The organism is Allobosea minatitlanensis (assembly GCF_964020775.1).
The window spans coordinates 1,654,433-1,669,212 of the sequence record NZ_OZ224509.1 but is presented as its reverse complement, the minus strand read 5'-3'; the positions used below and the strand labels follow the sequence as shown (position 1 = coordinate 1,669,212).

General features: G+C 70.3%; 10 protein-coding genes. 2 read left to right on the top strand and 8 right to left on the bottom strand.

The features are described from left to right. Nucleotides 1-11: 11 nt before the first annotated feature. Nucleotides 12-2,180, bottom strand: a complete 2,169-nt coding sequence (ligA, locus tag ACWH43_RS08145) for an NAD-dependent DNA ligase LigA (RefSeq protein ID WP_158443251.1) — start codon at nucleotides 2,178-2,180, stop codon at nucleotides 12-14. A 215-nt stretch (nucleotides 2,181-2,395) separates the two neighbouring features. Between ligA and ACWH43_RS08140 the strand changes: the two genes are divergently transcribed. After that, nucleotides 2,396-3,187, top strand: coding sequence for a DUF2189 domain-containing protein (locus ACWH43_RS08140; RefSeq protein WP_158443250.1), 792 nt, complete (start codon nucleotides 2,396-2,398; stop codon nucleotides 3,185-3,187). Between the two features lie 330 nt (nucleotides 3,188-3,517). Here ACWH43_RS08140 and ACWH43_RS08135 read toward each other — a convergent pair whose 3' ends face one another. After that, on the bottom strand, nucleotides 3,518-5,515 hold the full coding sequence (locus ACWH43_RS08135; RefSeq protein WP_448153433.1) for a DEAD/DEAH box helicase: 1,998 nt from the start codon (nucleotides 5,513-5,515) through the stop codon (nucleotides 3,518-3,520). A 229-nt stretch (nucleotides 5,516-5,744) separates the two neighbouring features. On the opposite strand from ACWH43_RS08135, the gene aidB reads away from it, so the two are divergent. Then, on the top strand, nucleotides 5,745-6,569 hold the full coding sequence (gene aidB / locus ACWH43_RS08130) for an AidB family quorum-quenching N-acyl homoserine lactonase (RefSeq protein WP_158443248.1): 825 nt from the start codon (nucleotides 5,745-5,747) through the stop codon (nucleotides 6,567-6,569). An 18-nt stretch (nucleotides 6,570-6,587) separates the two neighbouring features. On the opposite strand, the gene recN is transcribed toward aidB, so the two are convergent. The 6 genes from recN to ACWH43_RS08100 all read right to left on the bottom strand — a co-directional run bounded on the left by recN (nucleotide 6,588) and on the right by ACWH43_RS08100 (nucleotide 14,778). Then, entirely contained in the window at nucleotides 6,588-8,270 is a 1,683-nt protein-coding gene (gene recN, locus ACWH43_RS08125; protein WP_158448088.1) for a DNA repair protein RecN, read from the bottom strand. Nucleotides 8,271-8,333: 63 nt separating this feature from the next. Continuing rightward, on the bottom strand, nucleotides 8,334-9,257 hold the full coding sequence (locus tag ACWH43_RS08120) for an outer membrane protein assembly factor BamD (protein ID WP_260347743.1): 924 nt from the start codon (nucleotides 9,255-9,257) through the stop codon (nucleotides 8,334-8,336). 168 nt (nucleotides 9,258-9,425) lie between these two features. Beyond that, on the bottom strand, nucleotides 9,426-10,373 hold the full coding sequence (gene lpxC / locus ACWH43_RS08115; RefSeq protein WP_158448086.1) for a UDP-3-O-acyl-N-acetylglucosamine deacetylase: 948 nt from the start codon (nucleotides 10,371-10,373) through the stop codon (nucleotides 9,426-9,428). A 299-nt stretch (nucleotides 10,374-10,672) separates the two neighbouring features. Next, complete coding sequence (gene ftsZ, locus ACWH43_RS08110) at nucleotides 10,673-12,367, bottom strand: cell division protein FtsZ (RefSeq protein WP_158448085.1); 1,695 nt, start codon at nucleotides 12,365-12,367, stop codon at nucleotides 10,673-10,675. A 153-nt stretch (nucleotides 12,368-12,520) separates the two neighbouring features. Further along, nucleotides 12,521-13,816, bottom strand: coding sequence for a cell division protein FtsA (ftsA, locus tag ACWH43_RS08105; protein ID WP_448153660.1), 1,296 nt, complete (start codon nucleotides 13,814-13,816; stop codon nucleotides 12,521-12,523). 32 nt (nucleotides 13,817-13,848) lie between these two features. Then, entirely contained in the window at nucleotides 13,849-14,778 is a 930-nt protein-coding gene (locus ACWH43_RS08100) for a cell division protein FtsQ/DivIB (RefSeq protein WP_260347742.1), read from the bottom strand. Nucleotides 14,779-14,780 lie beyond the last annotated feature (2 nt).

Genomic DNA, 14,780 nt, shown 5'->3' with positions numbered 1-14,780 from the left:
CCTTCGCCGGCTCAGCCTCCGATCAGGTCGAACCAGCCGGCCTCGTCGATCACCGCGACGCCGTGCTTGGCCGCGTCCTTGAGCTTCGACCCCGCCCCCGGGCCGGCCACGAGCAGGTCCGTCTTCGACGACACCGAGCCCGCCACCTTCGCCCCGAGCCGTTCGGCCATGGCCTTGGCCTCGTCGCGGGTCATCCGCTCGAGCGCGCCGGTGAAGACCACCGTCTTGCCCGCGACCGGGCTCGTCGCGGCGACGGCCTCCAGCGGCTGCGGCTCGACCTGCGCCAGCAGCCGGTCGAGCAGCGCCTGGTTGTGCGGCTCGCCGAAGAACTGCAGCAGCGCCTCGACCACGGTCGGGCCGACGCCGTCGATGGCGTCGAGCTCCTGCCGCTGCGGCGCGGCGGGATCGGCCGCGGCGGCGACCGCCTCGCGCAGCGCCGCGAAGGAGCCGTAGTTGCGGGCGAGCAGCCGCGCATTGGTCTCGCCGATATGGCGGATGCCGAGCCCGAAGATCAGCCGGTTGAGCGGCGGCCGGCGCGCCGCCTCGATCGCCTCGAACAGCTTGCGCGCGCTGACGGCGCCGAAGCCTTCCTTGTCCTTGAGCTTCCTGAGATTGGCCTCGTCGCGCCGCGCCAGCGTGAAGATGTCGGCCGGTTCCTTCACCGGCAGGTCGGGGTCATTGTGGAAGAACTCGATCTGCTTGTCGCCGAGCCCGTCGATGTCGAGCGCGTCGCGCGAGACGAAATGCTTCAACCGCTCGACCGTCTGCGCCGGGCAGATCAGCCCGCCGGTGCAGCGGCGCACGGCATCCTCCTTGCCGGTGCGCGGATTGTGCTCGCGCACGGCATGGCTGCCGCAGGCGGGGCAGAGCGTCGGGAATTCATAGGGCCTCGAATCCGCCGGCCGCTTCGACAGGTCGACCGCCTCGACGCGCGGGATGACGTCGCCGGCGCGCTTCACCGTCACCGTGTCGCCGATGCGGATATCGGCGCCGTCGCGGATCGGCGCGCCCTTCGAATCGAAGCCGCGGATATAGTCCTCGTTGTGCAGCGTCGCATTGGTCACGACGACGCCGCCGACCGTCACCGGCTTCAATCGCGCGACCGGCGACAGCGCGCCGGTGCGCCCGACCTGGATGTCGATCGCTTCCAGGATGGTCGTCGCCAGCTCGGCCGGGAACTTGTGCGCGATCGCCCAGCGCGGCGCCCGCGAGACGAAGCCGAGCCTCGCCTGCAGCGCGAGGTCGTCGACCTTGTAGACCACCCCGTCGATGTCGTAGCCGAGCGTGGCGCGCTGGCTCTCGATCAGCCGGTACTGGGCCACCATCTCGGCCACGCTCTCGCAGCGCTTCATCAGCGGGTTGGTGCGGAATCCCCAGCGCCGGAACGCCTCGACCACGCCCATCTGCGTCGAAGCCGGCAGCACCGGCATCTCGCCCCAGGCATAGGCGAAGAAGCGCAAGGGCCGCGAAGCGGTGATGCTCGCATCGAGCTGGCGCAGCGAGCCTGCGGCGGCGTTGCGCGGATTGGCGAATTCGGGGAGCCCTTTTTCGCGCTGGCGCTGGTTGATTCCCGCGAAATCGGCATGGCCGAGATAGACCTCGCCGCGCACCTCGGCGATCTCCGGCACGTCCGGCCCGGCGAGCCTTTGCGGGATCTCGGCGATGGTGCGGGCGTTGACGGTGACGTCCTCGCCCTCCTCGCCGTCGCCGCGCGTCGCCGCGACGGCGAGCTCGCCCTTCTCGTAGCGCAGCGAGAGCGAGAGCCCGTCGATCTTCGGCTCGGCGGTGAAGGCGATGCCGCCCTCCTCCTCCTTGCGGCCGAGGAAGCGGTAGACGCGGGCGGCGAATTCGGCGACCGCCTCGTCGGAAAAGGCGTTGTCGAGCGAGAGCATCGGCACGCGATGCCGGATCTTGGCGAACTTGCCCGAGGGCCTGGCACCGACCTTGCCGCTGACGCCATCGGCCTCCTTCAGCTCCGGGAAGGCCTCCTCCAGCGCGACCAGCCGCCGGCGCTTCGCGTCATAGGCGGCGTCGTCCATGATCGGCTGGTCGTCCTGGAAATAGGCGTCGTTCGCCGCCTGCACCTGCGCCGCGAGCCGCTTGTGCTCGAGCTTCGCCCGGCGCGGCGTCAGATCCGCGACGGGTGTTTCGGTGGCTGAAGTGTCGTCGGTGTCGCTCATGCGGGAAGCATTAGGCGAGATGGCGCTGACGAGAAAGGGCAGCAGCCTCCTGCGCGGCGCGCCGCTCACAACCGCGCGAAAGGCTGCAACAAATCCCGCTCCCGCGTGTATAGTCCTTGTACTGGGAATTGGAAGCTCGACGCCGGACGGCCGTTGACGCCAAGGAACATGTCGATGGCTGCTTGGCGAACCGGGCCGGAACCGGGAGATACGCCATGGCCAATCTTGACGGCACACTCCATCACATCGGCGCAGCGGTCCAGCCGCAGGTCCGCACCATCACGACGATGGATCTGCGCGACGCGCTCTGGCGCGGATGGGAGGATTTCAAGGCTCAGCCGAGCCATCTCGTCTTCGTCGCGCTGATCTACCCCGTCGCCGGCGTGCTGCTGGCGCAGCTCACCGTCAGCTACAACATCTTCCCGCTGCTCTTCCCGCTGCTCGGCGGCTTCGCCCTGCTCGGCCCCTTCGCCGCGATCGGCCTCTACGAGACCAGCCGCCGGCGCGAGCAGGGGCTGGATTCGTCCTGGAGCCATGCGGTCGAGGTGCTGCACTCGCCGGGGATCGGGCAGATCGTCCTGCTCGGCCTGATGCTGACCGGGCTCTTCCTCGCCTGGCTGGCCTGCGCCTGGGTGATCTACCGCGCCCAGCTCGGCCTGCCCGCCGATGTCTCCACGGCCGAATTCCTGCGCGCGACCTTCACCACCTTCGACGGCTGGGTGATGATCGTCCTCGGCAACTCCATCGGCCTGCTCTTCGCCATCCTCGCCTTTTCGATCTCGGTGGTGTCCTTCCCGCTGATCATCGACCGCCATGTCGACATGCCGACGGCGGTGCGCACCTCGATCGCGGCCGTCGAAGCCAATCCGCGGGTGATGACGGTCTGGGGCCTGATGGTGACCGGGCTTCTGGTGCTCGGCTGCCTGCCGGTTCTGGTCGGGCTCGTGGTGGCGATGCCGGTGCTCGGCCACGCCACCTGGCACCTCTACCGCAAGGTGGTGGTCTGAACGGGCGGCGACCCGGCGCATCCTCTCACGCCGAGAGCATGGCGGCGATCCGGTTGATGCCGGATCGCATCCCGATCGAGGTTCACGCACGGATCCCGGGGTCCGGGCGTCGCTTCGCCTGGATGGGCGCATCCCGCGGCAAGCGGCTGCGATCGTCTGCCCACGGGAACCTTTCCCCGTCGAATCCGGTTCAACCTCCTGAAATCGCGCCTCGCGGCCTATCCATTCAGGGGGTTTTTCATGAACAATATCATCTACCTCGTCGGCCTGATCGTCATCGTCCTCGCCATCCTCTCCTTCCTCGGCCTGCGCTGAGGACGGCGCCGCCGATCAGCCGCGGCGCGGCGGCTTGCCCTTGCCGAAGGGCTTGCCGGCGGGGCGCCCGCCTTCCGGCCGCTCCGCCTTCCCCGGAAAGCGCTTGGCCTTCGGATTGAACGGCTTCTTGCCCGCCGGGCGCCCGTCGCCGGAATCCTCATAGGGCTTGCGCTCGCCCGCCTCGCGGCCGCGATAGGGCGCAGCCTGGCGCTCCGCTCTGCCGAGGCGCTCGAACTTGCCGCCCCGCTCCGGCCTGTCAGCGGAATCGGAGCCGTCCGCGGCACCACGGCGCGGCGGCGCCCGCCGCTCGGAAGACTTGTCCTCGAAGGACTTCGCCGCCCGCCGCTCCTCCGTCGCGGGCTCGATCGTGATCCGGTCGCGATCCGGCACCTTGGCGGATTCGTAGAAGCGATCGGCGACATTGGCGTCGATCTCGACCTTGGTCTCGCGGTCGAAGATGCGGATCGCGCCGACCTCGTCGCGGGTGATGCGGCCGCGCCGGCACAGCATCGGCAGGAGTTGGCGCGGATCGGCGCCCTGCTTGCGGCCGATATCGAGCCGAAACCAGACCGTTTCGCCGCGCGGGCCGGCGGCCTTGCGCGGACGCTCGCCCTCATCCGCCTCGCGGCCGGCGCCGAAGGGGCGGCGCTTGGCGGCGTAGTCCTCGTTCGCGCGCGGCGCCCGGCGCTCGTCGCGGCCGAAGCCCGGATCGCCGGCCTCCTCCGCCGCCGGCAGGCGCGAGCGATAGAGGCGCACCAGCGCCGCCGCGATCTCGCGCGCCTCGCGGCCCGCCATCAGCGCCTCGATCATCCCGGCGTCGTCCTCGCCTTCCTCGCCCGCCAGAAGCGGGTCCTGGAGCAGGCGCTGCTGGTCGAGCGCATGGATCTCCTCGGCCGTCGGCGGGCCGATCCATTCGGCCTCGACCTTGCCTTCCATCAGCAGGCGCTCGGCCTTGCGCCGGCGCGATTGCGGCACCAGCAGCACGCTCACGCCCTTGTTGCCGGCGCGGCCGGTGCGGCCCGAGCGGTGCTGCATCACCTCGGAATCATGCGGCAATTCGGCATGGATGACGAGGTCGAGCCCCGGCAGGTCGATGCCGCGCGCCGCGACGTCGGTGGCGACGCAGACCCGCGCCCGGCCGTCGCGCAGAGCCTGCAGCGCGGCGTTGCGCTCGTTCTGGCCGAGCTCGCCCGAAAGCGCGACGGCGGTGAAGCCGCGCTCCAGCAGGATGGCCTCGAGATGGCGCACGGCGTTGCGCGTGTTGCAGAAGACCAGCGCCACCGGCGCATTGTGGAAGCGCAGCAGGTTGACGACCGCGAGCTCGGCTTCCTTCGGATAGACGCGCACCGCCTTGTAGGCGATGTCGGCATGGCCGCGGGTCGTCGCCTGAACCTCGATGCGCAGCGCGTCGCGCTGATAGCTCTCGGCCAGCCGGATGATCTCCTTCGGAAAGGTCGCCGAGAACAGCAGGCTGCGGCGGCTCTCGGGCGCGCTCTTCAGGATGAATTCGAGATCCTCGCGGAAGCCGAGATCGAGCATCTCGTCCGCCTCGTCGAGCACGACGGCCTTGAGCTCCGAGAGGTCGAGGCGGCGGCGCTCGATATGGTCGCGCAGGCGGCCGGGCGTGCCGACGACGATATGCGCGCCCTCGTCGAGCAGCATCGCCTCGCGGCGCGGGTCCATGCCGCCGACGCAGGAGATCACCCGCGCGCCCGCCTGGGCGTAGAGCCAGGCCAGCTCGCGCTGGACCTGCAGGGCGAGCTCGCGGGTCGGCGCGATGATCAGCGCCAGCGGCAGCGCCGCACGGCCGAGCCTCTCGGCCCCGTCCAGCAGCGTCTCGCCGATGGCGAGCCCGTAGGCGATGGTCTTGCCCGAGCCGGTCTGCGAGGAGACCAGGAGGTCGCGCCCATGCGCGGCCTCCTCCAGCACGGCGCTCTGCACCGGCGTCGGCTCGGAATAGTTGCGGTCGGCGAGCGCGCGCGCGAGCGGCGGGCTCGTGAGGGAAAAGGACATGCGGAAGGCCTGGTTCTGCGGCTCGGAACGCGGGAAGATCGCGAAACTGGGGTGACGGATAAGCGGCGCGCGCAGCACCTGCAGGCCGTCGATCGAAAGCGGCTCATAGAGCAAGCCGGGCCAAAAGGAAATGGCGCAACCGCGCACGGCGCGCAAAGCCGCCCCTTGCCCGGCGGCATTGGCACCGTTCCGGGCCCGGCGCTACGCAGGAGGCGACAGGAGATCCTCGATGACCGCGCAGCCTCCCCGTTTCGGCGGATACGACGTCACGACCCTGCTCGACGGCATTTTCGAAGCGCCGGCGGACGTGATCGTCCACCAGTCCGGCGCCGCCGCCCGCGCCGAGGCGATCGCGCGCTTCGGCCAGCCGCGGATCAGCATCGCGGTGAACTGCTTCGCCCTGCGCGATGCAGGCGGCGTCACCCTGGTCGATGCCGGCACCGGCCCGTCCTGGGGCGCCGCCCTCGGCCACGCGCCGCAGGCGATGGCCGAAGCCGGCATCCGTCCCGAGGATGTCGGGCGCGTGCTCGTCACCCATCTCCATGGCGATCATGCGCTCGGCCTGTTCGACGGCGAGCGGCCGCGCTTCCCCGCGGCCGAGATCGTCGTCCCGCAGGCCGATCTCGGCTATTACGGCGACGAGGCGAAGCGGGCGGCGACGCCCGAGAGCAAGCGCGGCGCCTTCGACATCGCCGCCAGCTTGCGGCGGCTCTATGCCGGCCGCATCCGGGCGGCGGAGCCCGGGCCGGTCCTGCCCGGCGTCGCGCTCGTGCCCCTGCCCGGCCACAGCTTCGGCCATAGCGGCTACCTCATCGGCGATGGCGAGCGCTCTTTGCTGCTCTGGGGCGACGCCCTGCATCTCGGCGCCTTGCAGGCGGCCGATCCCGCCATCGGCATGGTCTACGACCTGGATGCCAACCAGGCGGTCCGGTCGCGCCGGGACATTCTGGAGCGCGCTGCCGCGAAGGGCTGGACGGTTTCGGGAGGGCACATCACCGGCTTCCGCCAGGTGCGCCGGCAAGGCGACGGCTACGCGCTCGTGCCGGCGGCCTGACGCCGCCTTCGCGGCAGCTCAGCCGCGCAGCCCGGCCGCTTCCAGAAGGCGCCCGGCCGCGGCCCGCGCCTCCTCGGTGATCGAGGCGCCGGCCAGCATCCGGGCGATCTCCTCGCGCCGCGCCTGGTCGGCGAGCGAGGTGACGCGGGTGACGGTGCGCGAGGCCTCGCCCTCCTCCGCCGATTTCGCGATCAGGAAATGCTGCCCCGCCTTGGCCGCCACCTGCGGCGCATGGGTCACCGAGATCACCTGCACCCGGTCCGCGAGCCGCGCCAGCCTCTCGCCGATGGCGTCCGCCACGGCGCCGCCGACGCCGGTGTCGATCTCGTCGAAGACCAGGGTCGGCGCCGAGCCGCGCTCGGCCAGAACGACCTTGAGCGCCAGCATGAAGCGCGACAGCTCGCCCCCGGACGCCACCTTCATCATCGGCCCCGGCCGCGTGCCGGGATTGGTCTCGACCCAGAACTCGACCCGGTCGAAGCCTTCCGGCCCGCGCGCGGCCTCGTCGCTCTCGATGCGGGTGATGAAGCGCGCCCGCTCCAGCTTGAGCGGCGGCAGCTCCGCCTTCACCGCCGCATCGAGCCGCGCCGCGGCCGCCTTGCGGGCCTCGGACAAGGCCTTGGCCTGCGCGAGGAAGGCCTGCTCCGCCGTCGTCAGCTCGGCCTCGAGCCGACCGAGCGAGGATTCGCTCTCGTCGAGCGCGGCGAGGTCGGCCGCCATGCTCGCCGCGAGCACGCAGAGGCCGTCGACCGGCACATCGTATTTGCGGCCGGCCGCCCTGAGCGCGAACAGACGCTCCTCGACACGCTCCTGCTCGCGCGGATCGTATTCGGCCGCCCGCGTCGCGGCGCCGAGCGCCTCGCCCGCCTCCTCCAGCGCGACGATGGCCGTGTTGAGCGCCGCGAGCGAGGGGTCGACCAGCTCCGGCGCCTGCCCGACCCGGCGCTCCAGCCGGCGCAGCACCGCCGCCAGCGCCGAAACCGGCGAGCCCTGGCCGCCGACCGCCTCATAGGCCTCGTTGAGATCGCGCGCGACCTTCTCGGCCTGCATCATCGCCTGGCGCGCGGCGGCGAGCTCGTCCTCCTCACCGGGCTTCGGCGCGAGCTTGCCGAGCTCCTCGACCGCGTGGCGCAGGAAATCGGCCTCCTTGCGCGCGGCCTCGACCCGCAGGCGCTGCGCCTGCAGGGCCTGCCGCGCCCGTTTCAGCGTCTCGCTCGCCTCGGCGACCGCCTGCGCCTGCCCTTCCAGCCCGCCGAAGCCGTCGAGCAGGGCGCGGTGCTGGGCCGGATCGGTCAGGGCCCGGTCGTCATGCTGGCCGTGGATCTCGACGATCGCGGCCCCGATCATGCGCAGGATCTGGACGGAGACCGGCTGGTCGTTGACGAAGGCGCGGGTGCGGCCGTCGGCGTACTGGACCCGCCGCAGGATGAGATCGCCGTCGGTGTCGATCTCCTGCGCCTCGGCGAGCCGGCGCGCCGCATGGTCGGACGGGAGGTCGAAGACGGCGCTGACCTGGCCCTGCGCCTCGCCATGGCGCACGAGCGAGCCGTCGCCGCGCCCGCCCAGCGCCAGCGCGAAGCCGTCGAGCAGGATCGACTTGCCGGCGCCCGTCTCGCCCGTGAGGACGCTCAAGCCCTCGCGGAAACCGAGATCGAGCCGGTCGATCAGGACGATGTCACGGATCGAGAGCTGCGCCAGCATGGGCGTTCAGCTCGGTTTGCGGAGCCGGCAGGGTCGCCTCTGGCCCGTCATGCATGCCTCTCGTCAGAGACTGCCAAGCCCGATGATGCCGCCCACCGTGCGCGAGAAGCCCTGGAAGGCGCGGCTGATATAGGAGCCACGATCCTCGCGCGGCTCCAGACCGTGGCTCTGCAGCAGGGCATAGGCGTCCTTGTACCACGGGCTGTCGGGGAAGTTGTGCCCCAGCACCGCGGCAGCAGTCTGCGCCTCGTTGGTGATGCCCATCGCCATATAGGCTTCGGTCAGGCGCTCCAGCGCCTCCTCGACATGGCGCGTGGTCTGGTACTTGATGATGACCTCGCGGAAGCGGTTCACCGCGGCGGTGTAGTTGCGCTTCTCGAGATAGTAGCGCCCGACATTCATCTCCTTGCCGGCGAGCTGGTCCTTCGCCACCAGGAGCTTCTCCTTGGCGTCGAGCACGTATTCCGACTTGGGATAGCGGCCGATCAGCTCCTCGAAGGCCTGGATCGCCTGGCGGGTCTTCTCCTGGTCGCGGGTCGTGTCCGGGATCTGGTTATAATAGGACATCGCCATGATGTACTGGGCGTAGGCCGCGTCCGGGCTCGCCGGGTTCTGCGCGATGAAGCGCTTGGAGGCGGTGATCGCCTCCTCCCATTTCGAGGCCTGGAAATTGGTGTAGGCCGTCATCAGCATGCCCTTGCGGGCATAGGGCGAGAACGGCGCCGACTTGTCGATGTCCTCGAACTTCTTGGCCGCGCCCTCGCTGTCGCCGTTCTGCAGGCGCGCCAGCCCCTCATTGTAGAGCTTGTCGGCCGGGGTCGGCGGCGTCAGGTCGGGCTTGTAGGTCTCGGGCCGGTCGAACGGATTGAGCGAGGACAGCGAATCGCAGCCGCCGAGCAGCAAGGCGGCGCCGAGCGCCAGGGCCAGGCCCTTGCGCGGAGATAGGCCGCGATGGATGGCCGGAAGGCTTTGCCGCGTCACGCTCACGTCGTCGGTCCTCTTTCGATCGTCCCTGCCTGCGGGAAGCATGCCTTACCTCAGACGCATCCCGCGCGCCACTGCCGAAAGCCGGTCACGGCACGATTCCGCAGCATTGCGGCATCTCGGACAAAAACCGGGCAAAGGAAAGGCGCGGCGAGGCCGGCCCTTCGGATTTCAGTGGAGATCGGGCGCGTAGGCGGCCGGCGCACCCGCCGCCATCGGCATGGCGCGGGCCGGGGCGAAGACCGGCTGGGCTTCGACGATCGCGAAATTGGCGCGGTCGGCGAAGAGCGCCTCGAGGATGCGGACGTTCATCCGGTGGCCGCCGCAATAGGAGCGGAACTCGCCGATGATCGGATAGCCGGCCAGGGCCAGGTCGCCGATGGCGTCGAGCACCTTGTGGCGGACGAACTCGTCGCCATAGCGCAGGCCTTCGGGGTTGATCACCTTGTCCTCGCCGATCGCGACCGTGTTGTCGAGCGAGGCGCCCTGGGCGAAGCCCGCCTTCCAGAGCTGCTCGACATCGCGCATGAAGCCGAAGGTGCGCGCCTTCGCGATGTCGCTGGCATAGGCCTTGGCCTCGAGGTCGAAGATCTTGCGCTGGCGGCCGATCACGGCGGTGTCGAAATCGATCTCGACGTCAAGGCGGAAGCCCTGCTCCGCCGGCATCAGCTCGGCGAAGGCGCGGCCCTGCTCGATGCGGACCGGCTGCAGCACCTTGAGATAGCGGCGCGAGGCGGCGAGCGTGGTCATCCCCGTCGCCTCGATGGCGGCGACGAACTCGCGGGCGCTGCCGTCCATGATCGGCATTTCGGGGCCGTCGATCTCGACCAGAACGTTGTCGAGGCTTAAGCCCGAACAGGCCGACATCAGATGCTCGATCGTCGAGACCGAGGCCGGGCCGCGGTCGCCGATCACGGTGCAGAGCTCGGTGGCGCTGACCTTGGTGTGCCTGGCATGGATGAGCTGGGGCGGCATGCCCTCGATGCCGGTGCGCAGGAAGACGACGCCGGAATTCGCGCTGGACGGCTTCAGGCAGATGCTGGCAGGCGCGCCGGAATGCACGCCGATCCCGGTCAAGGTCACCGCTGCCCGCAGGGTCGTCTGCCGATCGAAGCTCATTCCGTCTATCCAATCCTGGTCGCCGCGACCCTTGCGCGCTGCCTGTGCAGCGGCCGCCGGCGGCGACATCTCCGAAAGCGGCATCAAGCCGGTTCCGGTAGGCTCGTCCTCTTGATGCGGCCGCAACATAAGCCTTCGCGGCAGCCGCTCAAAATCACGCTTTCTTTCGCTGTGTTACAGTCGGAAAGCCAGTGAGGTGGAACAATAACAGATTGAAAGATAACGATTTTTAAACGGCCGAAATCCCGCCGCGCGATTGGCGCGGCGGGATCCGTGACAAGGCCTTCCGGAGGCCGGACTCAGTTCGCCTGACGGCGCAGGAAAGCCGGGATCTCCAGATGGTCGTCCTCGCTGCTGCGAGTTGGCGCGGCGCGGCCATGCGGGTCGAGCTGGCCCTGCGCCGGGCGCGCGGCCGGCTGCGGTGCCGGGCGGCGCATATACTCGGCATGGGCGGCGCTCGGCGCGGCCGCCTGCGGCATCGCCGGGGCCTGGCGCACCGGGACGGGCGCGGGGGCCGGGGCCTCCGCCTCGTCGTCCTTGCGGCCGAAGCCGACCGAAGCGAGGCGCTGCATCAGCGACATCCGCTTCTGCTCGACGGCGCTCGGCGCCTGCGGCACCGGCTGCGCGCCGCGCTGGGCGTGGAGCTGGGCCTGGCCCGGGGCCGGCAGGTCCTCGATCCGCGGCATGCGGGTCGGGCGCACCGCGCGCTCGGGCGCCGGCGGGATGAAGCTGTCGTCGAGATGCAGGGTCGGCTCGGCCGGGACGACCGGCTCGGGCGCCGGGGCGGCGACCATCACCGGGCGCGGCTGCACCGGCTCGATGCGGATGTCCTGGACATGGGCGGCGGGGGCCGGCTCGGCGGCCGGGGCGACGCGCGCCGTCTCGATCGACGGCGCGGGCGCCGGCTGCGGCGCCGGGCGGGCGGCCTGGGGCGCGGCGGTCGAGCGCAGGCGGGCTTCCTGCTTCAGGCGCTCGGCGACCTGGGCGATGCGGGCCTCGGTCTCGTCGACCTCGCCGACCTGGGAGATCGGCTTGTCGATGCCGGTCGCGACGACCGAGACGCGCACCGTGCCTTCCAGCGATTCGTCGAAGGTGGCGCCGACGATGATGTTGGCCTCCGAATCGACCTCCTCGCGGATGCGGGTCGCGGCCTCGTCGACCTCGTAGAGCTTCATGTCGCGCCCGCCGGTGATCGAGATCAGCAGGCCGCGCGCGCCCTTCATCGAGATGTCGTCGAGCAGCGGGTTGTTGATCGCGGCCTGGGCCGCGGTCAGGGCGCGCTTCTCGCCCTGCGCCTCGCCGGTGCCCATCATCGCCTTGCCCATGCCGCGCATCACGGCGCGCACGTCGGCGAAGTCGAGATTGATCAGGCCGGGGCGGACCATCAGGTCGGTGATGCAGGCGACGCCCGAATAGAGCACCTGGTCCGCCATGCCGAAGGCGTCGGCGAAGCCGGTGGTCTCGTTGGCGACGCGGAACAGGTTCTGGTTCGGGATGACGATGAGGGTGTCGACCGCCTCGTTCAGCTCGGCGATGCCGGCCTCCGCCATGCGCATGCGGCGCTGGCCCTCGAACTGGAACGGCTTGGTGACGACGCCGACAGTCAGGATGCCCATGTCGCGGGCGACGCGGGCGATGGCCGGGGCCGCGCCCGTGCCGGTGCCGCCGCCCATGCCGGCCGTGATGAAGACCATATGCGCGCCCGCCAGGTGATCGCGAATCTCGTCGATGACTTCCTCGGCCGCGGCCCGGCCGACTTCCGGCTGCGAGCCGGCGCCGAGACCCTCGGTGACCTGGAGGCCCATCTGGATGATGCGCGAGGAGCGCGACAGCGCCAGCGCCTGCGCGTCGGTGTTGGCGCAGACGAAGTCGACGCCGTCGAGGCCGGCCTCGATCATGTTGTTGACCGCATTGCCGCCCGCGCCGCCGACACCGAACACCGTGATCCGGGGCTTGAGTTCCCGGATGTCCGGGGCTTGCAGATTCATCGCCATGATTGCCTCTTCTGATCCCTTTGACCGGCGCCTGGCGGGAGCCGTCGATTGCTACGTTTGACGCCGTGGCGCACCCCTTCGAATGCGCCGGTACTCACTTGCTTTCGAACTTGGCTTCGCCGGAAAACCGGTTCCCACTTTTCCGCGCCAAGTTCAGAAACTGTCCTTCAGCCACCGCCCGACGCGCGAGAAGTAGCCGTCCGTCCCGGTCGCGAAATAGCGCCCGCCGGCGGCGCGTGGTTCGAAATGCTCGACATGGGCGACCTGCGGATAGACCAGCAGGCCGACCGCCGCCGAAAAAGCCGGGCCCTTGCCCGCCTCGGGCAGGCCCTTGATCCCGAGCGGGCGGCCGGTGCGGACCTGGCCGCCGAGGATGCGCCGCGCCACTTCCGGCAGGCCGGTGAGCTGGCAGGCGCCGCCGGTCAGCACGACGCGCCGCCCGGCCTGGGCCGAGAAGCCGGCATTGGCCAGCCGGTCGCGCACAAGTTCGAGGATCTCCTCGACGCGCGGCTTAATGATGCGGATGAGATGCGACTTGGCGAGATGGTTCGGCATGTCGCGCTCGTCGTCGTCGACCTGCGGCACGGCGATCATGTCGCGCTCGTCCGAGGCGCTGGCGATGCAGGAGCCGTGCAGCGTCTTCAGCCGCTCGGCCGCCGAGACCCGGGTGGACAGGCCCCGCGCCACGTCCATGGTGATGTGGTTGCCTCCGACCGCGATCGCGTCGGCATGCATCAGATGGCCGCCGGAGAAGACGCCGAGGCTGGTCGTGCCGCCGCCGAGATCGACCACGACGACGCCCATCTCGGCCTCGTCGTCGACCAGCACCGACAGGCCCGAGGCATAGGGTGTCGCCACGACCGCCTCGACTTCGAGATGGCAGCGCTCGACCGCGAGCATGACGTTGCGCGCCGCCGCCGCCTCGCTGGCGACGACATGCATGTCGACCGAGAGCTTGCCGCCGATCAGCCCGCGCGGGTCGAGCACGCCCGGCACGCCGTCGAGCGCATAGCCGGTCGGCAGGGCGTGGAGCACGGCCTTGCCGGGGCGGATCGCATGGGTGGCGGCGGTGGCGAGCACGCGCTTGATGTCGGAATTGCCGACCGAGCCGGAGCGCAGCTCGACGCCGGCCGCGTAATGCTGCGAACCGATGCGCCCGCCGGTGAGGTTGCAGATGACCGACTGGACCTCGACCTTGGCCATGCGCTCGGCCGCGTCGACGGCGGCGCGGATGGCGCGCTCGGCGCTTTCGAGGTCGATGATCGCGCCGCCCTTGAGCCCGAGCGAGCGCTGATGGCCGATGCCGATGATGCGCGCGACATGGGTGCGCCCGCGCAGCCGCTCATTGGCCTCGGCCGGGTTCAATTCGGCGATCAGGCAGACGACCTTGCTGGTGCCGATGTCGAGGATCGAGAGGATCGCGCTCTTGCGCGCCGAGAGCGGGCGCATGCGCGGCGTCAGGCCCTGGGAGGTGAAGTGGTTCACGCCTCGCCTCCCTTCTTCCTGGCCTTGTTGCGGTTCTTCAGCATGTCGGCGCGGGCGGCTGCGGCTTCTTCGGAAAGGCGGGCGACGACGCGGTCGGGCTGGCGCAGGTCGAGCGACAGGATGTCCTTGTCGAGGATGCGATCGTTCTGTTCGAGCGAGATCAGCCGCTGCATCGCGATTTCGGGCTTGGTCTCGGGCAGGCGCACATCCATGCCGTTGTCGAGCTTGATGTCCCAGCGCCGGTCGGAGACCAGCATGCCGGCGCGGATATGCTGGGCGAGCGGCCCGGCCTCCTTGCGCAGGGCCAGGTACTCGCTGGCGCGGTTGTTGGCGTTCTTGCCGACGACCAGCGGCAGATAGGCGAAGCGGCCGTCATCCATCTTGTCGATCACCGTGCCGTCCGCCGCGATCACGAAGAGCTCGCCCTTGACCTGCCAGAGCGCGTAAGGCTCGCGCTCGGTCAGCGAGATCGAGATCTCGCCGGGATAGAGCTTGCGGACCTGGGCCTCGCGGATCAGCGGATTGGCTTCGAGTTGCCTGCGCGCCTCGTCGGCGTCGAAGAACACCAGCGAGGTCTTCGGGTCGATGCCGGCGGCGACCAGCACCTCCTGCTCCGACAGCCCCGACAGGCCGGAGATGGTGACGCGGTCGATGCCGAAGCCGAGCATGCGCGCGATCATGTGCCGCGGCGGCCCGTAGGCCTCCTGCATCGCCTGATACTGCCCGCCAATGACGAAGCCCGAGCCGAGGCTGAGCGCGAGGAAGCCGACCGCGAGCCAGGAGCCGATGCCGCGCGGCAGCCGCTCGGCCCATGGCTGCGCCGAGCGCCGCGGGCGCCGCATCCAGCGCCCCTGCCGCTCGCTGCCGATCAGCAGTTGCGGGCCGGTCGCCACGACCGGCAGGCGTGAAGAGGAGTTCGCCTTCATCG